The sequence below is a fragment of the uncultured Friedmanniella sp. genome (genome assembly GCF_964244285.1).
GTDB lineage: Bacteria > Actinomycetota > Actinomycetes > Propionibacteriales > Propionibacteriaceae > Microlunatus.
The window spans coordinates 246,505-265,654 of record NZ_CAXTHT010000004.1; the positions used below are offsets into that span (position 1 = coordinate 246,505).

Sequence of the window (19,150 nt, forward strand, 5' to 3'; positions counted from 1 at the left end):
TTTCCTGCCTCACAGGACAGGTCTTAAAGGTTGGTTGATCGCGGGTCAGGCTATCAGCCGGGAGCCGCCCTCGACCCAGCCACGATAGTTGTGCTATGCAACGCAAGGCCCTATAGTTGCGTACGTCAAGCAAGGAGATGACGCGTGCAGACCCTAGACGACCGGCGCGAGATGACCGCCGGCCTCCTCGACAGCCTCGGTCGGTTGATCCGGACGTCGAAGGCTCTCCGCCACCAGCAGACCACCCAGTTCGGACTGACCGGCACCCCGTTCGGCATCCTGAAGACGTTGGCTCAGGGCGACGCCCGCCCTGGTGACGTCGCCGGGCAGCTGCAGATCGCGCCCTCGGTCGTCTCCCGGGCGGTCGTGCCGCTGGAGCAGGAGCAGCTGGTCGAGCGCCGGACCGAGACCGCGGACGCCCGGGCCTGGCGGCTCGGCCTGACCGAGGCTGGCCACCGCAAGCTCGCCGAGCTCCGGGCGGAGTCCGTCGACACCCTCGCTCCCCTGCTCGCGGACTGGGACAGCAACGACCTCGCCGCCCTGACCGACCTGATGAGGCGACTGGAACGCACCCTGTGTCGCCAGCTCGACCACGTCGTCCCCCACGCCACCACCCCACCCACGAACGAAGGCCACGCATGACCACGACCGCGGTCGCCACCGCAGCTCCCCGAGCCGACGAGGCCGAGCACCGCCGGATCCTGAAGGTGATGTCCGGTCTGCTGACCGCCCTCTTCACCGCCCTGCTGTCCTCGACGATCGTCTCGACCGCCCTGCCGACGATCATGTCCGACCTGCACGGCACACAACGCCAGTACACCTGGGTGATCACCTCCTCGCTGCTCGCCATGACGATCTCAACCCCGATCTGGGGCAAGCTCTCCGACCTCTTCAACAAGAAGCTGCTGGTCCAGCTGGCGATCGTGCTGTTCGTCGCCGGCTCGGTCGGCGCCGGGCTCTCCCAGAGCGTCCCGCCGATGATGGCGTTCCGTGCCCTGCAGGGCCTGGCCATGGGTGGGCTGGTCGCCCTGACGCAGTCGATCATGGGCGCGCTCATCCCGCCCCGGCAGCGCGGCCGCTACTCGGGGTACATGGGCGCGGTGATGGCGGTCAGCACCGTCTCGGGCCCGCTGCTCGGCGGGGTGATCACCGACAACGCCAATTGGCGCTGGTGCTTCTTCGTCTGCGTCCCGCTGGCCGTCGTCGCGCTGATCGTGCTGCAGCTGACCCTGCACCTGCCCTTCAGGGCCCGCAAGGTCTCCATCGACTACGTCGGTGCCGGCCTGATCGCCGTCGTCGCGGCGCTGCCGATGCTCTGGGTGACCTTCGCCGGTAGTGACTACGGCTGGATCTCCTGGCAGTCGGGGCTCTTCCTCGGCGGCTTCCTGGTGGCGGTGGCCCTGGCCGTCGTGACCGAGCTCCGGGTCGCCGAGCCAATGGTGCCGATCCGGCTGCTCAACAACCGGACCACGATCTTGATGATCGTGGCCAGCCTGGGCGTCGGTGTGGCCATGTTCGGCAGCAGCACCTTCCTCACCCAGTACTTCCAGCTCGCCGGCGGGCACACGCCGACCCGCGCCGGGCTGATGACCATTCCGCTGATCGTCTGTCAGATGCTCACCTCGACCATCGGTGGACAGATCGTCACCCGGACCGGTCGTTGGAAGCCGCTGATGGTGGTCGGCTCGTTCGCTCTGCTGGCGGGGCTGGTCGGTCTCGGCACCATCGACCACACCACCCCGTACTGGCGGGTCGCAGTCTTCATGAGCGTGATGGGGGTCGGGGTCGGCGCACTGGTGCAGAACATCGTGCTCGCGGTCCAGAACACCGTGGACGTCGCCAACATCGGCGCGACCTCGGCCACCATCTCGTTCTTCCGCTCCCTCGGTGGCGCGGTCGGCGTGGCGGTCCTCGGGGCCATCCTGGCCAGCCAGGTGACCGATCACATCGCTACGGGCCTCCGCGGCGCCGGGGTCGCAACCGGCGGCGCGTCGACGGGCGACCTCGACATCAAGGACCTGCCCGCGCCGATCCAGGCCATCGTGCACGCGGCCTACGGGGACTCGTTCGGGCTGCTGTTCGCCATCGCCGCGGGGATCTCGGTCTTGACACTGGTGGCGGTCCTTGCCGTCCGCGAGGTGCCCCTGCGCAACACCGTGTCCCTGCAGCCGACGGCCACCGCCGCGGGTGACCTCACGGCGGAGACGATGGCGGAGGAGGTGCCGGCCCTGGAGCACCGGAGCCCCGCCGAGTCGCTCACCTCAGTACCGTCGTTCAACGTCGCGGCCCTGGACGACCCCGCCGAACGGCTGTCAGTCGCGGCGCTCGACGTGCTCACCGCGGCGCGTCAGGAGGCATGGCAGCAGCTCGCGGTGTCACCGGACGCTGCGGACCACCTGCACTCCTACGAGTACGGCCTGCTGCTGAGCAGCCAGCGGACCGCGGACAAGGTCGTCCGGCTTGCCCGGCTCCAGGCCGAGCGGATCCTGACCGAGGCCGACGAGGAGCTCGCGGTGCGTCAGCGGCGCCTCGAGACCCTGCGGAAGGCCGAGGCCGAGCTCAGCGCGCGGGTCCAGCGGCTGGTCCAGCAGCGCTGAGCCCCTCTGCCGTGCCAGCGTGAACGATCCTGACGGGTAGTCGCGTCAGGATCGTTCACGCTGAGCGTGTGTTGAGTGGATCAGGTCTGCTTGGCCCGCAGGACCGCACCGAGCAGTCCGTTGAGGAAGTCCGGCGACTCGTCGGTCGACAGGTCGCCGACCAGGGCGACCGCCTCAGCCACGGCCACCTCGTCCGGGACGGTGCCATGGTCGATCTCGAACACCGCGATCCTCGCGGCGGCGCGGTCGACACGCGGCATCCGCTCCAGGCTCCAGCCCGAGGCCAGCGAGTCGACGATCCGCTGGTCAATCGCCGGCTCATGCTCGATCACTCCGCGAACGAGCTCGGCCGTGTAGTCCCGTACCGGCGGTTCGGCGAGCTCGGTCCGGACGTTCAGCGTCTGCAACGGGTCGGTCCCGCGGAGGTCGGACTCGAACAGGATGTCCAGGGCGCGCTTGCGGGCCTTGCTCCGGGTCGACAGGTGGGTCCGGACGCGGTCACGTTCGGGCTGCGCAGCGGTCCCGGACGGTTCGGCGGCGGGCACGCCTCAGCCGACGCGGCCGAGGTAGTCGCCCGTGCGGGTGTCGACCTTGACCTTCTCGCCGTTGGTGATGAACAGCGGGACCTGGATCTGCAGCCCGGTCTCCAGCGTCGCGGGCTTGGTGCCGCCCGTGCTGCGGTCGCCCTGCAGGCCCGGCTCGGTGTAGGTGATGAGCAGCTCGACCGAGGCGGGCATGTCGATGTAGAGCGGGTTGTCCTCGTGGATCGCGACGGTGGCGATCTGCTCCTCGAGCAGGTAGTTCTTGGCGTCGCCGACCGTGGCGTCGCTGATGGTCACCTGCTCGTAGGAGCTGGTGTCCATGAAGACGAAGCCGGCACCGTCGTGGTAGAGGTACTGCATGTCACGGCGGTCCACGCTGGCCGTGTCGACCTTGGTGTCGGAGTTGAACGTCCGGTCAACCACCTTGCCGGAGAGCACGTGCTTCAGCTTGGTGCGGACCACGGTGTTGCCCTTGCCCGGCTTGTGGTGCTGGAACCAGACCACAGACCAAAGCTGGCCGTCCAGGTCCAGGACCATGCCGTTCTTCAGATCATTCGTCGACGCCACGCGTACGTACCCTTCTCGTCCCTGCTTCGGTGTCCAGCCGCCCGTCCGGTCGTGGGCAGCCACTCAGTCTAGACCCTCGGTCGCGCCCCTCAGACGACCGAGAAGCCGCTCGGCAGCGGCTCCCGGCCGGTGAGGGCGAGGAGCAGCTGCGCGCCGGCGCCCTCTCGGAACGCCGCCCCGACCGCCAGGGTCACGACCTCCGCCAGCACGGCCTCGCTCAGCTCAGGCGGTGGCAGTCCGAGCGCGCGGGCGATGTCGTGGCCGTGGACCACCAGCTCGAACGTCCGGGTCGGCAGGTAGTCGGCCAGCAGCATGCCCCCACCGATGGTCTCGATCAGCGGGTTCTCCGCCGTCTCGACCCGCGCGAGTACCCGTTCGAGCAGGCCTTGGACCGTCGCGGCCGGGTCAGGGCCCAGCGCGACACCAGCCTGTCGTCCCCGTTCGGCCACGGCCTCGGGCCCGCCGACCGCCGTCGCCCCGATGACGCGGATGGCCGCGATGTAGGAGACAGGACTGTCCAGGACGACCTCGGCCGCCGGCTGGTCCAGGTAGGTGTCCACGGTGATCAGGGAACGGGCGGCGTGACCCACGAGCGAGCGCAGGTCCCAGACGCCGAGACCCGGACCGTCCCACTGCTCGGGCCGGATCTGGCCGACCAGGGCGGCGTAGGCGTGCGCTGCTTCGGTGAAGTGCTCGTCGGAACTCACAGCCCGATTGTGGCGCAGGTTGTCCGCAGATTGCCCGCCGCCGGCTGACAGGCGGTCCGCGGTCGTGACAGTCTTGCGCTTCGCGGATTCGGGGGAGGACGTGACGATGGTCGACGCGCGGAGTGCGCTCGGGGTGCTGGCGCTCGTTTGCGCCCTGGCCCTGACCGGCTGCACCCCCGACGGCCCCGCCGAGCCGACCCCCTCGCCCACCCCCGCGAGCCAGACGCCGACCGAGACTGCGCAGGAGAAGCAGGAGCGCCTCGACTACGCCGCCGCCGAGAAGTCCTACCGGATCTTCCGCGCTGAATTCAACAGAGTTATGCGTCGGGGAGGTGCGTCGACCCCGACCTCGCTGATGAACCGCACGGCGGGAGGTAGTTACCTCAAAGAGTTCGCTGACATCATCGAAGCCTACAGGGGCCTGAAATTGCATACTGTGGGGTCGGAGGCAATCGTCTTCGTTCGACCCGACGGGTACTCGCCGAGTGATATCGAGCTAGAAGTTTGTGAGGATAGTCGCTCAATCCAGGAGGTTGATTCTTCGGGAAAGAGGACGCGGGCCGGTGAAATTCGCACGGCTTCACTGCAAGTCAAGCGAACCACGACTGGTTGGAAAGTATGGTCTGGTCAAGGAAGGAAGGTCTCGGAGTGCAGTTGATGCGTGGTTTCGGGGCTCTATTATTCGCTCTAGCACTGTCACAGATCTTTGCTGCTCCTGCTCACGCAAGTGGGGGATCAGATGTGGGAACCACGACATACGGGGCTCGAGTCTCAGCTTGGCGGCATGAACAAGAGAAGGCAAGGAAGTCGGCTCACGCCGAGAAGCCGGCGCCGGGCGATAGTAGAAGGCGTTACAAGAGCAAGCTGAGCGACTACCGCACCAAACTCAACGCCGCGATGGCAGCAAACAGCGCCGCGCAGGCGGCCCAGAAACGTTGCTTGGCCGCCGACGCCACAGCGAGCTGCCACTTCCTACAACTGAGACTGCCTACCCTGCCCGACGGGGGCCGGGTCGAAGGCGGCGTTGGCACGCCGGCCCAGCCGGCCTTGTCCCCCCAGCAGGCTGCCTACGTCGCATTCGCCCGACTACACCTGACCGCGCCGACACCGATGATCGGGCCCTCGCCAGACCTCAACGAATGGAAGATCGCCGCCGTCGGCTACCCCCTCTGGCTCTGGACGGACGGCACCACCAACCCCGCGCCGGTCACCGACTCCGTCTACGACATCTCCGTCGGCCTCGACGCCCACCTGGTCAAAGTCGTCTTCGACATGGGCGACGGACACAAGGTGGCCTGCACCGACGTCAGCCGCGAGTGGACAGCCGACGTGGCAGCCGGGGCCGAATCGCCGTCCTGCGGATACCGCTACCCGAAGCCCTCACTCCCAAGAGGCTCCTACACCGTCACCGCCAACGCCGTCTGGGCCATCGACTGGAACGTCAACGGCACCACCGGAACCATCCCCTTCTACCAGTCCGCCACCACCAAGATCCCCGTCGGCGAGCTCCAGGTCCTCGTCCGCTGAGCGCAGCCAGAAACGTTCCCGCGGGAACGTTGCCACGGGCTCAGCCGGCGACGGCTCCGTAGGCCGCACGCAGCAGGGCCTGATCGGGTCCGGAGAGGATCTCGGCGGAGCCGAGGCCGTTCAGGACGACGAAGCGGAGGGTGGAGCCGCGGGTCTTCTTGTCCAGGCCCATGGTGGCAACGAGGTCCTCGAAGGCGTCGGCGTCATAGCGGACCGGCAAGCCCAGGCTGGTCAGGACGGCGGCGTGCCGGGCGGCCGTCGCCGCGTCCAGCCGTCCGGCCTGCCGGGAGAGCTCGGCGGCGAAGACCAGCCCGACACTGACCGCTTCCCCGTGGCGCCACCGGAAGGACTCACGGCGCTCGATCGCGTGGCCGAGCGTGTGGCCGTAGTTCAGCAGCTCGCGTCCGACCTGTCCGCCGACCGAGGTCGACTCACGGAGGTCGGCCGAGACCACCTCTGCCTTGACCCGCACGGAGCGTTCGACCAGCTCCCGCAGCGCCGGGCTGTCGGCCATCCTGGCCGCAGCGGGGTCCGACTCGATCAGGGTGAGGATCTCGGGGTCGGCGATGAAGCCGCACTTGGCAACCTCAGCGAGGCCTCCGACCAGGTCCGACGGCGACAGCGACGCGAGCGTGTCGAGGTCGCACAGCACCCCGACCGGCTCGTAGAAGGCCCCGACCAGGTTCTTGCCCTCGGGGGTGTTGATGCCGGTCTTGCCTCCCACCGCCGCGTCGACCATGGCCAGCACACTCGTCGGCACCTGCACCAGCCGGACGCCGCGCAGCCAGGTAGCGGCCACGAAGCCGGCGAGGTCGGTCGTCGAACCGCCGCCGACGCCGACGACCGCGTCCGAACGGGTGAAGCCGGCCTGGCCGAGGACGGACCAGCAACGGGCCGCGACCTCGGCGGTCTTGGCCGCCTCCGCATCGGGGACGTCGATCCGGACGGCCGTCAGCCCGGCTGAGGTCAGCAGGTGCACCACCGACTCGGCGAGCCCGATCAGGGTCGGCGGGTGGATCACGGCGACCCGTTGCGCCGCCGTACCGAGCAGAGCCGGCAGCTCGTCGAGCAGGCCGTTGCCGACCAGGACGTCGTACGGTCGCTCGGCCCGCACGCTGATCCGCGTGGTCTCAGGCACGGGCGGACGCCGTCCCCACGAGCACGTCGACGACCGCGGCCGGGGTCAGCACATCCGTCTCGACCCGCTCGGTCGCGACCTCGGCGTAGAGCGGCGTCCGCTCGGCCAACAGCTTGATCAGCCGGCCGCGCACGTTGCCGAGCAGCAACGGCCGGGCCTCGTTCAGCCCCACCCGCGACACGGCGGTCGAGGCGCTGACCTGGAGCCAGACCACGCGATGGCCGCGCAGCGCCTTCCGGGTCGCGGCCGACAGCACCGCTCCCCCGCCCAACGAGAGCACGCCGGGTCCCCCGAGCAGCTCGGCGGTGGTCGACTCCTCGAGGGCGCGGAAAGCCGGCTCGCCGTCGTCGGCGAAGATCTCGGCGATGCTGCGGCCGGCGCGCTCCTCGATCACCCCGTCGACGTCGACGAAGGCCACCCCGAGACGCGCCGCCAGCAACGGTCCGACCGTCGACTTGCCCGAACCGGGAGCACCGACGAGGACGATCGTCCCGGTCACCGGCCGTCGAGGTGCGGGTCGACGGACAGGCCACGCTCGGCGACCTGTTTGAGGTAGCCCTCGTAGTTCCGCTTGGTCTCCTCGACCGAGTCGCCGCCGAACTTCTCCAGTGCGGCGTCGGCCACGACCAGCGCGACCATCGCCTCGGCCACCACGCCGGCGGCCGGGACGGCGCAGACGTCGGAGCGCTGGTGGTGGGCGACGGCGTTCTCACCTGTCGCCGTGTCGATGGTCCGCAGCGCCCGCGGCACGGTCGCGATGGGCTTCATCGCCGCGCGGACGCGCAGCACCTCGCCCGTGCTCATCCCGCCCTCGGTACCGCCGGACCGGTGCGAGGCGCGGGTGATCCCGTGCTCGCCGGCCACGATCTCGTCGTGGGCCGCGCTGCCGCGGGTGCGGGCGAGCAGGAAGCCGTCCCCGACCTCGACGCCCTTGATCGCCTGGATGCCCATCAGCGCGCCCGCGAGCCGCGAGTCGAGCCGTCGGTCCCAGTGCACGTGCGAGCCGAGGCCGGGCGGCAGACCCCAGACCACGACCTCGACCACGCCGCCAAGGGTGTCGCCGTCCTTCTGCGCAGCCTCGACCTCGCTGATCATCGCCGCAGCGGCCGCCTGGTCGAAGCAGCGCACGGGGTCGGCGTCCACGGCCTCGAGGTCGGCCCAGCTGGGCACCACGCCGGCGGGCGCCGCCACGGTGCCGAGCTCGACCACGTGGCTGAGTACCCGGACGCCGAACGCCTGGTGCAGGAACGCCATGGCCACCCGGCCGAGGGCGACGCGGGCGGCGGTCTCGCGGGCGCTGGCCCGTTCGAGGACCGGCCGGGCCTCGTCGAAGTCGTACTTCTGCATGCCGGCGAGGTCGGCGTGCCCCGGTCGGGGACGGGTCAGGGCAGCGTTGCGCGCCTGGCCGGCCAGCACCTCGGCGTCGATCGGGTCGGCCGACATCACCGTCTCCCACTTCGGCCACTCGGTGTTGCCTACCTGGATCGCGACCGGCCCACCCTGGCTCTCGCCGTGCCGGACGCCGCCGAGGATCGTGACCGCGTCGGCCTCGAACTTCATCCGCGCGCCGCGACCGAACCCGAGCCGGCGGCGCGCCAGGGCGTCACCGATGTCGTCGCTGGTCACCTGGACGTGCGCGGGTAGCCCCTCGAGCACCGCCACCAGGGCCGGACCGTGAGACTCCCCTGCCGTCAGCCATCTGAGCACGAGGATCAGTCTCCCACGGCGGCAGCCGCGAGGGCGTCGTGTCCGGCGGCGTAGAGGACCTCGGCGGCCACCCCGGAGCCCGTCATCAGCTCCAGCTGCAGCAGGGCCTGACCGACCAGCAGGTCGAGCCCGTTGACCACCGCGCAGCCCGCCGTCGCGGCCGCCTGCGCCAGCCGGGTGGGCCAGGGGTCGTAGACCGCGTCGAAGACCAGCGGCGCGCTGGCCGCGGCGGCCTCGGCCAGTGAGTCGGCCGCACCGGCGACGGCCGTGCTGACCAGGACGTCTGCCGTCGGCAGCGGTTCCGACCATTCCTGCACCCGCACCTGGACCGCGAGCGAGACTCCCAGGGCGAGCAACGGCTCCGCGCGGGACGGCGTCCGCGCCACCACCGTGACGGTCTGCGCACCGAGCCGGGCGGCCGAGACCAGCGACGAGCGGGCGGTGGCCCCGGCCCCCAGGACGGTCACCCGGGAGACACGGTCGGCGCCTGCGCGACGCAGGGCCCAGACCAGGCCGCCCACGTCGGTGTTGAACAGCCGGCGCCGTCCGTCCGCCTCGAAGACCAGGGTGTTCGCCGCCCCGGCCTGCGCGGCCAACGGGTCGACCTCGCCGAGGGCCAGGGCCGCCACCTTGAGGGGCATGGTCAGGCTGAGGCCCCGCCAGGAGGCGTCGCGGCCGGCGACGAAAGCACCGAGTCCGGCCTCGTCGACCTCGTACCGGTCGTAGCTCCAGTCCAGGCCGAGCGTCCCGTAGGCCGCCCGGTGCAGGGCTGGTGAGAGCGAGTGCGCGATCGGCGAACCGAGCACGGCGCAGTGCCGGTTCGAGCGGCCGACCTCAGCTGTCACAGGTGCCCGGGTTGTCCCGGCAGTACTGCTGGAACTCGGCCTTGAGCTTGAGGAAGCCGGCCTCGTCGGTCGCGAACTTCGTCTCCCCCGTCTTGAAGTTGACGGTGACGAAGAAGAGCCAGTCACCCTTCTCGGGGTTGGCGGCGGCCTCGAGCGCCGCCTTCCCGGGCGCGGAGATCGGCCCGGGCGGCAGACCCTTGTAGCGGTAGGTGTTGTACGGCGACTTGCTGGCCTGGTCCTGCGGGGTCGTCGTGTTGGTCTTCAGGTTCTCGGCGTAAATGACCGTCGAGTCCAATCCAAGCTTCATGCCCGCGTCGAGCCGGTTGTAGAGGACCTGCGCGACCTTGGCCCGGTCCTGCTTCTGGTTGACCTCGCGCTCGATGATGCTGGCGACGATCAGCACCTCGTACGGCGACCGCTTGATCTTCTTGGCGTCGGCCACGAGCCCGATGTCCTTCGTCACGGCGTTGTACTGCGTGACCATCTGCTTCATCGTCGACGTGGCCGTCGCGTCCGCGGTCAGCTCGTAGGTGTCGGGGAACAGGAAGCCTTCGGGCCGGTTCTTCGCGTAAGCCGGCAGGCCGAGACTCTTGGGTTTGGCCAGTGCCTTGTCGTAGGCGGACTTCTTGATCTTGGTCCCCTTGACCAGCGCCTTGACCTGCGCGCTCAGCCGCAGCCCCTCCTGGATCGTGAACTGGGAGCGGATGCGCGACTCACCGGGATTGATCAAGAGGTTCAGGGCGTCGACAGCCGGGATCTGGGTCCGCATCAGGTAGCGACCCGGCTGGATGCTGGTGGCGCGCGGCTCGGCCTGGACCGCGGCGTCCCAGGCCTTGGTGGACTTGATCACGTCGGCCTTGATCAAGACCGCCCCGATGTCGTCGAGCGAGGCACCCTCGGGGATCGTCACCGTGACGGCCGACTTGCCGGAGCCGGCGTAGTCGGGCACCTCGCCGATGCCCGCCAGGAAGGTGCTCGCCCGGTCCCACACGAAGTAGCCTCCGAAGAGCAGCACGGCGAGGGCCAGGATGACGGCCAGGCAGCCCTTGCCCTTGTGGGCGATCTCGCGAGCCGGGCTCGGTTTGACCTCCGGCTCGAGCATCGATGTCACGCGTCGGTCTCCTCGGGTCTGCGCTGGTCCTCGCCGCCCTCGTCAGCGGGGCCAGTGGCCGATACTAACTCCCCGGGCGCCTCGCCCCGGGAACGCTCGATCCCCAGCGCGTGCGTCAGGATCTCCGCCGCGGCCGCCGCGTCGATCACCGAGCGCTGCTGCCTGGCCTTACGGCCGCCCTCCCGCAGCCGTCGCGAGGCGCTCACCGTCGACAGCCGCTCGTCGACCAGGCGGACCGGCACCGGGAGCAGCGCGGCCAGCGCTCCGGCGCGGGCACGGACCTTGGCCGCGGCCGGCCCCTCGGACCCGTTCATCGACCGGGGCAGGCCGACGACGACCTCGATCGGTTCGGTCTCGGTGACGATTCGGACCAGCTGGGCGAGCTCGGTACCGCCGGCGGCCACCGTGTCCACCGGGTACGCGACGAGTCCGTCCCGGTCGCACGCGGCGACACCGATCCTCGCGTCGCCCCAGTCGAGCCCGAGACGCACTCCCCGCCGGAACTCCCCCGTCACGACTGCAGGATGTGCCCGACGGCGTGCTCGACCGCGGTGAGCGCGGCGTCCACCCGGGTGCCGTCGGTGCCCCCGCCCTGGGCGATGTCGTCCTTGCCGCCGCCCTTGCCCCCCAGCGCCTCGCTGGCCGTCCGGACCAGGTTGCCGGCCTTGAGGCCGCGGTCGCGGGCACCCGCCGTCGTCATGACGACCACGCTCGGCTTGTCGGGCGTGCCGCCGACTACGCTGACCACCGCCGGCCGGTCCTGCACCCGAAGCCGCAGCTCGAGCGCGAGGGTTCGCAGGTCAGCACCTGAGACCCCCTCGGCGTGGTGGCCGACGTAGGAGACGCCCCACATGTCATGCGCCTTGGCCAGGATGGCGCCCACCTCGGACAACACGTTGCGGCTCTTGAGCTCGGCGACCTGCTTCTCCGCCGTCCGCAGCTGCTCCACCAGCCTCGACACGCGGTCGCTGAGCTGGTCGGGCTGGACCTTGAGCGCCTCGCTCAGGCCGGACACGAGCGCCCGCTCCTTCGCCAGGTAGCGGAAGGCCTCGATGCCGACGAAGGCCTCGACCCGACGCACGCCCGAGCCGACCGAGGACTCCGCGTTGATGGTCACCAGCCCGATCTGGGACGAGTGCTGGACGTGGGTGCCACCGCAGAGCTCGCGCGACCACGGGCCGCCCATCTCCACGACGCGGACCTCCTCGCCGTAGGTCTCTCCGAACAGCGCCAGCGCCCCCAGCTCCTTGGCGCGGGCCAGCGTCATGTAGCTCGCGGTCACGTTGAGGTCGAGCCGCAGCGCCGCGTTGGCCGCCTCCTCGACGTCGGACCGGAGCGCCGGGCTGAGGCCGGACGGCCAGGCGAAGTCCAGCCGCAGGTAGCCGGGCTTGTTGTAGGAGCCGCTCTGCAGCGCCGTCGGGCCGAGCACCTGACGCAGCGCCGCGTGCATCACGTGGGTGCCGGAGTGCGCCTGGCAGGCGCCGAGGCGCCACTCGCCGTCGACGGAGGCGAGCACGTCGGAGCCGCTGCGCAGCTCGCCGTCCGCCACCTGGACCCGGTGCACGACCAGTCCCTTGACCGGACGCTGGACGTCGACGACCTCGAGCCGGACGCCGTCGGCGGTGATCACGCCGGCGTCGGAGTCCTGGCCGCCGGACTCGGCGTAGAACGGGGTCTGCTCGAGCACGACCTCGACGGTCTCGCCGGTCGCGGCGACCGGCACCAGCTCGCCGTCGCGGACGATGCCGCGAACCCGGGACTCGGTGACCAGCTCCTCATAGCCCGTGAACGGCGTCAGACCGAGGGCACGGAGCTCGCGGTAGACGTCGCTGCCGACCGCACCCGCCTTCTTGGACTTCGCGTCGGCCTTGGCCCGGTCGCGCTGCTCGGTCATCAGCCGTCGGAAGCCGGCCTCGTCGACCGACAGCCCCTGCTCGGACGCCATCTCCAGGGTCAGGTCGATCGGGAAGCCGTAGGTGTCGTGCAGCTGGAAGGCCCGAGCCCCCGACAGCGCGGGCTGAGACTCTCGCTTGGCGTCGGAGACGGCCAGGTCGAAGATCTGCGTCCCTGTGGTGAGCGTGCGGCGGAACGCGTCCTCCTCGCCGTAGGCGATCGCGGAGATGCGGTCGAAGTGGGTCACGACCTCCGGGTAAGCCTCGCCCATCGCGTCCCGGCTCACCGGTAGCAGCTCCGGCAGCACCGGCTCGTGCACGCCCAGCAGCCGCATCGAGCGGACGACCCGGCGCAGCAGCCGGCGCAGCACGTAGCCGCGCGCCTCGTTGCCCGGCGTCACACCATCGCCGATCAGCATCAGGCCCGACCGGATGTGGTCGGCGACGACGCGCATCCGCACGTCGTCCTCGTGGTTGCCGGCCCCGTACCGGCGGCCCGACAGCTCGACCGCCCGCTCGATCACCGGGTACACCTGGTCGATCTCGTAGAGGTTGTCGACACCCTGCAGCAGCAGCGCGGCGCGCTCCAGGCCCATCCCGGTGTCGATGTTCTTGCGGGGCAGGTCGCCGATGGTGTCGAAGTCGTCCTTCGCCCGCACCGCTGACAGCTCTTCCTGCATGAAGACCAGGTTCCAGATCTCCAGGAAGCGGTCCTCGTCCACCACCGGGCCGCCGTCGCGCCCGTAGGCCGGACCGCGGTCGATGTAGATCTCGCTGCACGGACCGCCCGGGCCGGGGATGCCCATGTGCCAGTAGTTGTCGAGCAGGCCGCGGCGCTGGATCCGCTCGGCCGGCAGCCCCGCGATACTGGCCCAGAGCGCGGCCGCCTCGTCGTCGGAGTGCAGCACGGTGACCCAGACGGTGTCGGGGTCGAAGCCGAGGCCGCCCGCGTCCTGGCTGCCGGTGACGAGCTCCCAGGCGTAGCGGATCGCCTCGGCCTTGAAGTAGTCGCCGAAGGAGAAGTTGCCGTTCATCTGGAAGAACGTGCCGTGCCGGGTGGTCTTGCCGACCTCCTCGATGTCGAGGGTCCGGACACACTTCTGCACCGAGGTCGCGCGGTCGAACGGCGGGGTCTCCGCGCCGGTGAAGTAGGGCTTGAACGGCACCATGCCGGCGTTCACGAACAGCAGGGTGGGGTCGTTGTAGAGCAGGGGTGCCGAGGGCACCACCTCGTGGCCGCGGGACGCGAAGTAGTCGAGGAAGCGGCGCCGGATCTCGGCGGTGTTCATGGGAGTCCTAGGAAGAGGGTCAGGCAGGGTGGGGCGGCTCGTCGGTCAGGCCGACCGCGTCACGGAGCTCCGCTTCGCGCTCGGCCGACGCAGCTCGTACCCGGTCGACGAAGTCGCGGGCTGAGTCGGTGAGTCCCGCGGCCGACTCCGCGACCCGCTGGCCGACCGCCTCGGGGCTGGCCCGACGCAGGTAGCCCCGCAGCTTCGACCACGCCCAGAGCGCGAAGCCCGCACCGACGGCGAACCACAGCAGCCGCCGGATCACGACTTGCTCCGCTTGGCCAGCCGGGCGCCGCTGCGCTCGCCGCCCGCACCCCGACCGCCCAACGCCTTACGGACGCCGTAGGTCAGCGCTGCCGTCTTGACCAGCGGTCCGCCCAGGGTGGCGGAGAACAGCGTGGCGAGGTTGGCCGCGTTGCCGCTGACGACCGTGGCGTTGCGGCTGACGGTGGCGACGTCGGTGGTGACCACGCCGATCTTCTCCAGCTCGGAGTTGGTGGCGCGGACGGTGCCCTGCAGCTCGGTCAGGATCGGCACCGACTCGTGGCCGATGTCGCGGACCGCCAGCCGGACCTCCTCGAGGACGCGTCCCAGCTTGAGCAGCGGGACGGCCGCGAGCGCGACCAGGGCCACGAAGGCAATGGCGGCGATGAGGCCGGCGATTGCTCCTACGGTCATGGAACTTCCTTCAGCTGGGGAGCCGACCCTGCGTGGGCCGCTCGCGAAACACTATCGCGCTGGCACCGCCGGACGCGCGACGCAGTTTCTGGGCAGGCCCTGGCAGGCTGGCGGCGTGGCTGAGCCCGAGCGGACCCTCGACGGCCGCTACCTGGTCATCGACGGGCGGCGCTGGCGGGCGAGCGACCCGACCATCCCCGAGCCGCTGCGCGCCGAGCTGGTCAACGAGCTGATGGCAGCCCGCCGTGCTGTGGGGTCCGCCGGTCGGCAGGCCGAGGGCAGTGATGAGGCCGTGACGGCCGCTCGCGCGCGGGTGCAGGACGCGAAGGTGGCCCTCGGCGAACGGGGCGAGCCGTGGTGGGAACCACCGTCGGCCGAGGGGCTGCGCGACCGGCTGGCGGCGGCGATGCGGACGCTGTTGCGCAGCCGCAAGCCCGAGTCGACCATCTGCCCCAGCGACGCCGCCCGGGTGGCGGGCGGCGAGACCTGGCGGACGGCCATGGACGCAGCCCGCGGTGTCGCCGCCGAGCTCGCGGCCGAGGGTCTGCTGGAGGTGCGCCAGCACGGCGCGAAGGTCGACCCGTCCGCCGCGACCGGGGCGCTGCGCCTGGCCCGTGGGCCGGGCTGGAGGGGCTGAGTTCTCGGCGGATGGGCTTGGGTTCGGTCGGGTGGGCGCCACCACCTGGTGGCCCTTCGACACGCTCAGGGAGCGGAGGGCGGGTCGGTGCGGCCCAGCAGCTCCTCGATGCGGGTGAGGCGGGCGGCGATGGCGGCTTCGGCGCCGTGATCGGTAGGGGTGTAGTACCGGGCGCCGGTCAGCTCGTCCGGCAGGTACTGCTGCGCGGCGATGCCGCGGGGCTCGTCGTGGGCGTAGCGGTAGCCCTCGCCGTGGCCGAGCTTCTTCGCCCCGGGGTAGTGGCCGTCGCGCAGGTGCGGGGGCACCTGGCCGATCCGGCCGGCCTCGACGTCGGCCATCGCGGCGCCGATGGCGGCGATCACCGCGTTCGACTTGGGCGCCAGGGACAGCGCGATCACCGCCTGGGCCAGGTTGATCCGGCCCTCCGGCATCCCGATGAAGGCGACCGCGTCGGCGGCGGCCACGGCGGTGGTCAGCGCGCTGGGGTCGGCGAGCCCGATGTCCTCCGAGGCCAGGATGACGAGCCGGCGGGCGATGAAGCGCGGGTCCTCCCCGGCGGCGATCATCCGCGCCAGGTAGTGCAGGGCCGCCTGGACGTCGGAGCCGCGCACGGACTTGATGAACGCGCTGATCACGTCGTAGTGCTGGTCGCCGTCCCGGTCGTAGCGGATCGCGGCCCTGTCGACCGCGCGGGCGAGCGTGTCGTCGTCGACGGTCCGCCCGCCCACCGCGTCGGCGCCCGCCGCCGCCTCCTCCAGGTAGGTGAGCGCGCGCCGAGCGTCCCCGCCGGCCAGTCGCAGCAGCGTCTGACGGGCTGGGTCGGTGAGCGCGAACGTCTCGCCGCCGGCGGTTCTCAGGCCCCGCTCCTCGGTCAGCGCCCGGTCGAGCAGCGCGCTGACGTCGTCGTCGGTCAGCGGCCGCAGGGTCAGCAGCAGCGAGCGGGACAGGAGCGGTGAGATGACCGAGAAGCTGGGGTTCTCGGTGGTGGCGGCGACGAGGGTGACCAGCCGGTTCTCCACCGCGGGCAGCAGCACGTCCTGCTGGGTCTTGGAGAAGCGGTGCACCTCGTCGACGAAGAGCACGGTCTCCTGCCCTGTCCGCAGGTCGCGGCGAGCCTGGTCGAGAACGGCCCGGACCTCCTTGACGCCCGCCGTGACCGCGCTGATCTCGACGAACCGGCGCCGCGTGCTACGGGAGACGACGGCGGCGATGGTGGTCTTGCCGACCCCGGGCGGCCCCCAGAGGAACACCGACATCGCCTCACCGGCCGCCAGCCGGCGCAACGGCGAGCCCGGCGCGAGCAGGTGCTGCTGGCCTACGATCTCCTCCACCGTCCGCGGCCGCATCCGGACCGCCAGCGGGAGGTGCGACCCGGCCGCGTCCCCCAGGCTGCCGGTCGGCCCGCCCGGGGCCGGGATCGAGTCGCCGAAGAGGTCCTCGGTCATGCCCACCTCGTCACGGGCAGCACCCTAGCGCCCGGACCCCGACGGGCCTCAGTTCAGGTCGGAGCCCTCGGACGAGCCGGCGCACGGCGGGATGACCGCGGTGATGAGCCGGGCGTTCGGGTTGCTGCGCTGCCGCAGCTCCCGCCGCTCGGCATCGGTGTACCCGCCGAAGATGCCGAACTCCGGTCCCACCTTCAGCGCCCAGGTCAGGCACGCGCGCTGGACCGGGCACTCGCGGCAGACGGCCTTGGCCTCCTCGATCTGGGCCTGCGCGGCCGCCCCCACGGTGCTGATCGGGAAGAAGAGATTCAGGTCCAGGCCGACACAGGCCGAGGAGTCCCGCCAGTCCGGCTCGGGGTCAGACCCGATCGGGGTCCGGCGCCGTACGACGGGACGGGCAAGAGTGACCTGTTCCTGGGCGGCCCAGGCGGCCGAGGCGGAGAGATCGGTGGCGGAAAACTCGACTGTGGACATGGGTGGCCGTTCTCTCAAGGAATAAGGAGACGGCTCGCTGCTCGACCGATGGCTCGACTCAACCAGGTCCGCAGCGGGCTGCGCAAGTGCCGCGACGGTGAATTCCTGGACGAAAGCCCGGCTCGGTCAACGGATGCACAAGATATGGGCCAATTCCGGTCGAGCAACGGGGTCGGGCGGCTCCTCTCAGACCTTCCCGGCGACCGTGTCGACGCCGGCCTCCCGGCGCTGCTGAGCCGTGATCGGTGCCGGCGCGTCGGTCAGCGGGTCGACACCGCCGCCGGACTTCGGGAACGCGATGACGTCGCGGATCGAGTCCATTCCCGAGAGCAGCGCGCAGATGCGGTCCCAGCCGAACGCGATCCCGCCGTGCGGCGGCGCCCCGTAGGCGAAGGCGTCCAGCAGGAAACCGAACTTCTCCTGCGCCTCCTCAGCGCTCAACCCCATCACGGCGAACACCCGCTCCTGGATGTCGCGGCGGTGGATACGGATCGACCCGCCACCGATCTCGTTCCCGTTGCAGACCACGTCGTAGGCGTAGGCCAGCGCCGAGCCGGGGTCGGTGTCGAAGGTGTCCACCGACTCGGGCTTGGGCGAGGTGAACGCGTGGTGGACCGCGGTCCAGGCCCCGCCCCCGACGGCGACGTCACCAGCGGCCACGGCCTGGCTGGCCGGTTCGAAGAGCGGCGCGTCGACCACCCAGAGGAAGGCCCACGCGGACTCATCGATCAGGCCGACCCGCCGACCCACCTCGAGGCGGGTGGCGCCGAGCAGCGACTGGGCCTGGCTGCGAGCCCCCGCGGCGAAGAAGACGCAGTCACCCGGGCCCGCGCCGACCTCGCTGGCCAGCCCGTCCCGCTCGGTCTCGGACAGGTTCTTGGCCACGGGGCCGCCCAGCTGACCGTCCTCGCCGATGAGCACGTACGCCAGCCCGCGGTGCCCCCGCTGACGCGCGAACTCCTGCCAGCCGTCGAGCACCTTGCGCGGCTGCGAGGCGCCTCCCGGCATCACGACCGCGCCGACGTACTCGGCCTGGAAGACCCGGAACAACGTCTCGGCGAAGTAGCCGGTGACCTCGGTGATCTCGTGGCCGAAACGCAGGTCGGGCTTGTCCGAGCCGTAGCGGGCCATGGCCTCGGCGTAGGTGATCCGCGGGAAGGGCGTGGTCAGCTCGACCCCGATCAGGGCCCACAGCCGGGTGAGAATCTCCTCGCTCAGCGCGATGATGTCGTCCTGGTCGACGAAGCTCATCTCGACGTCGAGCTGGGTGAACTCGGGCTGCCGGTCCGCGCGGAAGTCCTCGTCGCGGTAGCAGCGGGCGATCTGGTAGTACCGCTCCATCCCCGCCACCATCAGCAGCTGCTTGAACAGCTGAGGGCTCTGCGGCAACGCGTACCAGGAGCCGGGCTTGAGCCGGGCCGGGACCAGGAAGTCCCGAGCGCCCTCCGGCGTCGACCTCGTCAGCGTCGGGGTCTCGATCTCCAGGAAGTCGCGCTCGGCCAGCACGGCCCGGGCCGCCTGGTTGACGGCACTGCGGAGCCGGATGGCCGCTCCCTGGGCCGGCCGGCGGAGGTCGAGGTAGCGGTACTTGAGCCGGGCCTCCTCCCCCACCGTGATCCGCTCGTCGATCTGGAAGGGCAGGGGCGCGGCACTGCTGAGCACCTCCATCTCGGTGCTCACCACCTCGACCGCACCGGTGGGCAGGTCGGGATTGGCGTTGCCCTCGGGCCGCAGCGCGACGTCGCCGGTGACCCGGACGCAGTACTCGTTGCGCAGGTCGTGAGCGCCCGAGGCGGCCAGCAGCTCGTCCCGCACGACCACCTGGACGACCCCGCTGGAGTCACGCAGGTCGAGGAAGGCGACGCCGCCGTGGTCTCGACGGCGGGCGACCCAGCCGGCGAGGGTGACGGATGTGCCAGCGTGCTCGGCCCCGAGGGTGCCGGCGCCGTGGGTGCGGATCACAGAGCTGCTTCCTTCCGAATGCGGGCACGGAT

Annotated in this window: 20 protein-coding genes; 5 read left to right on the forward strand and 15 right to left on the reverse strand. The window is 70.9% G+C overall.

Going from position 1 to position 19,150, the window contains the following annotated elements:
* Positions 1–144 precede the first annotated feature (144 nt).
* Both ACFE7W_RS12360 and ACFE7W_RS12365 read left to right on the forward strand, forming a co-directional pair.
* Positions 145–642, forward strand: coding sequence for a MarR family winged helix-turn-helix transcriptional regulator (locus ACFE7W_RS12360; RefSeq protein ID WP_375425094.1), 498 nt, complete (start codon positions 145–147; stop codon positions 640–642).
* The gene (locus tag ACFE7W_RS12365) at positions 639–2,597 is read left to right on the forward strand and encodes an MFS transporter (protein ID WP_375425095.1); all 1,959 of its coding nucleotides are present in this window, start codon (positions 639–641) and stop codon (positions 2,595–2,597) included. The genes ACFE7W_RS12360 and ACFE7W_RS12365 overlap by 4 nt, the downstream gene beginning before the upstream one ends.
* A gap of 80 nt (positions 2,598–2,677) precedes the next feature.
* Here the strand turns inward: ACFE7W_RS12365 and nusB are convergent, their stop codons facing one another.
* From nusB to ACFE7W_RS12380, 3 genes are all read right to left on the reverse strand, one after another.
* Complete coding sequence (gene nusB, locus ACFE7W_RS12370) at positions 2,678–3,142, reverse strand: transcription antitermination factor NusB (RefSeq protein WP_375425096.1); 465 nt, start codon at positions 3,140–3,142, stop codon at positions 2,678–2,680.
* 3 nt (positions 3,143–3,145) lie between these two features.
* Positions 3,146–3,706: an elongation factor P gene (gene efp / locus ACFE7W_RS12375; RefSeq protein ID WP_375425097.1), complete on the reverse strand. Its 561-nt coding sequence runs from the start codon at positions 3,704–3,706 to the stop codon at positions 3,146–3,148.
* A gap of 89 nt (positions 3,707–3,795) precedes the next feature.
* A complete protein-coding gene (locus tag ACFE7W_RS12380; RefSeq protein ID WP_375425098.1) occupies positions 3,796–4,413 on the reverse strand; it encodes a maleylpyruvate isomerase family mycothiol-dependent enzyme in 618 nt (205 codons plus the stop codon).
* Between the two features lie 100 nt (positions 4,414–4,513).
* Here ACFE7W_RS12380 and ACFE7W_RS12385 point away from each other — a divergent pair, with 100 nt between their 5' ends.
* Together ACFE7W_RS12385 and ACFE7W_RS12390 are read left to right on the forward strand one after the other, a co-directional pair.
* On the forward strand, positions 4,514–5,071 hold the full coding sequence (locus ACFE7W_RS12385) for a hypothetical protein (protein WP_375425099.1): 558 nt from the start codon (positions 4,514–4,516) through the stop codon (positions 5,069–5,071).
* A gap of 452 nt (positions 5,072–5,523) precedes the next feature.
* Positions 5,524–5,940 (forward strand): hypothetical protein, encoded by a 417-nt coding sequence (locus ACFE7W_RS12390; RefSeq protein ID WP_375425100.1) that lies wholly within the window; start codon positions 5,524–5,526, stop codon positions 5,938–5,940.
* A 40-nt stretch (positions 5,941–5,980) separates the two neighbouring features.
* Here ACFE7W_RS12390 and aroB read toward each other — a convergent pair whose 3' ends face one another.
* Genes aroB through ACFE7W_RS12435 form a run of 9 tightly spaced genes read right to left on the reverse strand, consistent with a single transcriptional unit; the run spans position 5,981 to position 14,600 of the window.
* Entirely contained in the window at positions 5,981–7,078 is a 1,098-nt protein-coding gene (gene aroB / locus ACFE7W_RS12395) for a 3-dehydroquinate synthase (protein ID WP_375425101.1), read from the reverse strand.
* Positions 7,071–7,577, reverse strand: a complete 507-nt coding sequence (locus ACFE7W_RS12400; RefSeq protein WP_375425102.1) for a shikimate kinase — start codon at positions 7,575–7,577, stop codon at positions 7,071–7,073. Before ACFE7W_RS12400 ends, aroB begins: the two co-directional genes overlap by 8 nt.
* Positions 7,574–8,785 (reverse strand): chorismate synthase, encoded by a 1,212-nt coding sequence (gene aroC, locus ACFE7W_RS12405; protein WP_375425103.1) that lies wholly within the window; start codon positions 8,783–8,785, stop codon positions 7,574–7,576. Before aroC ends, ACFE7W_RS12400 begins: the two co-directional genes overlap by 4 nt.
* 5 nt (positions 8,786–8,790) lie before the next feature.
* Positions 8,791–9,630 carry a shikimate dehydrogenase gene (locus ACFE7W_RS12410; RefSeq protein WP_375425104.1) on the reverse strand — a complete coding sequence of 280 codons (840 nt, stop codon included), beginning with the start codon at positions 9,628–9,630 and terminating at the stop codon, positions 8,791–8,793.
* Positions 9,620–10,732 (reverse strand): endolytic transglycosylase MltG, encoded by a 1,113-nt coding sequence (gene mltG, locus ACFE7W_RS12415; protein WP_375425250.1) that lies wholly within the window; start codon positions 10,730–10,732, stop codon positions 9,620–9,622. Before mltG ends, ACFE7W_RS12410 begins: the two co-directional genes overlap by 11 nt.
* A gap of 5 nt (positions 10,733–10,737) precedes the next feature.
* On the reverse strand, positions 10,738–11,256 hold the full coding sequence (ruvX, locus tag ACFE7W_RS12420) for a Holliday junction resolvase RuvX (RefSeq protein WP_375425105.1): 519 nt from the start codon (positions 11,254–11,256) through the stop codon (positions 10,738–10,740).
* Positions 11,253–13,922, reverse strand: coding sequence for an alanine--tRNA ligase (gene alaS, locus ACFE7W_RS12425; RefSeq protein ID WP_375425106.1), 2,670 nt, complete (start codon positions 13,920–13,922; stop codon positions 11,253–11,255). The genes ruvX and alaS overlap by 4 nt, the downstream gene beginning before the upstream one ends.
* A gap of 19 nt (positions 13,923–13,941) precedes the next feature.
* Complete coding sequence (locus tag ACFE7W_RS12430) at positions 13,942–14,187, reverse strand: DUF6167 family protein (RefSeq protein ID WP_375425107.1); 246 nt, start codon at positions 14,185–14,187, stop codon at positions 13,942–13,944.
* Positions 14,184–14,600 carry a DUF948 domain-containing protein gene (locus ACFE7W_RS12435; protein WP_375425108.1) on the reverse strand — a complete coding sequence of 139 codons (417 nt, stop codon included), beginning with the start codon at positions 14,598–14,600 and terminating at the stop codon, positions 14,184–14,186. Before ACFE7W_RS12435 ends, ACFE7W_RS12430 begins: the two co-directional genes overlap by 4 nt.
* Before the next feature lie 115 nt (positions 14,601–14,715).
* On the opposite strand from ACFE7W_RS12435, the gene ACFE7W_RS12440 reads away from it, so the two are divergent.
* Entirely contained in the window at positions 14,716–15,237 is a 522-nt protein-coding gene (locus ACFE7W_RS12440; protein ID WP_375425109.1) for a DUF3253 domain-containing protein, read from the forward strand.
* 65 nt (positions 15,238–15,302) lie between these two features.
* Here the strand turns inward: ACFE7W_RS12440 and ACFE7W_RS12445 are convergent, their stop codons facing one another.
* The 3 genes from ACFE7W_RS12445 to aspS form a co-directional block, all read right to left on the reverse strand.
* Complete coding sequence (locus ACFE7W_RS12445) at positions 15,303–16,682, reverse strand: replication-associated recombination protein A (protein WP_375425110.1); 1,380 nt, start codon at positions 16,680–16,682, stop codon at positions 15,303–15,305.
* 48 nt (positions 16,683–16,730) lie between these two features.
* Complete coding sequence (locus ACFE7W_RS12450; protein WP_375425111.1) at positions 16,731–17,156, reverse strand: WhiB family transcriptional regulator; 426 nt, start codon at positions 17,154–17,156, stop codon at positions 16,731–16,733.
* Positions 17,157–17,342: 186 nt separating this feature from the next.
* Positions 17,343–19,118, reverse strand: a complete 1,776-nt coding sequence (gene aspS, locus ACFE7W_RS12455; RefSeq protein WP_375425112.1) for an aspartate--tRNA ligase — start codon at positions 19,116–19,118, stop codon at positions 17,343–17,345.
* Positions 19,119–19,150: the final 32 nt, after the last annotated feature.

Coding starts and splice junctions, on each gene's coding strand:
- ACFE7W_RS12365 (WP_375425095.1), top strand. CDS start 639: ATGACCACGACCGCGGTCGCCACCGCAGCTCCCCGAGCCGACGAGGCC.
- ACFE7W_RS12390 (WP_375425100.1), top strand. CDS start 5,524: ATGATCGGGCCCTCGCCAGACCTCAACGAATGGAAGATCGCCGCCGTC.
- mltG (WP_375425250.1), bottom strand. CDS start 10,732: ATGCTCGAGCCGGAGGTCAAACCGAGCCCGGCTCGCGAGATCGCCCAC.
- alaS (WP_375425106.1), bottom strand. CDS start 13,922: ATGAACACCGCCGAGATCCGGCGCCGCTTCCTCGACTACTTCGCGTCC.
- ACFE7W_RS12435 (WP_375425108.1), bottom strand. CDS start 14,600: ATGACCGTAGGAGCAATCGCCGGCCTCATCGCCGCCATTGCCTTCGTG.
- ACFE7W_RS12445 (WP_375425110.1), bottom strand. CDS start 16,682: ATGACCGAGGACCTCTTCGGCGACTCGATCCCGGCCCCGGGCGGGCCG.
- ACFE7W_RS12450 (WP_375425111.1), bottom strand. CDS start 17,156: ATGTCCACAGTCGAGTTTTCCGCCACCGATCTCTCCGCCTCGGCCGCC.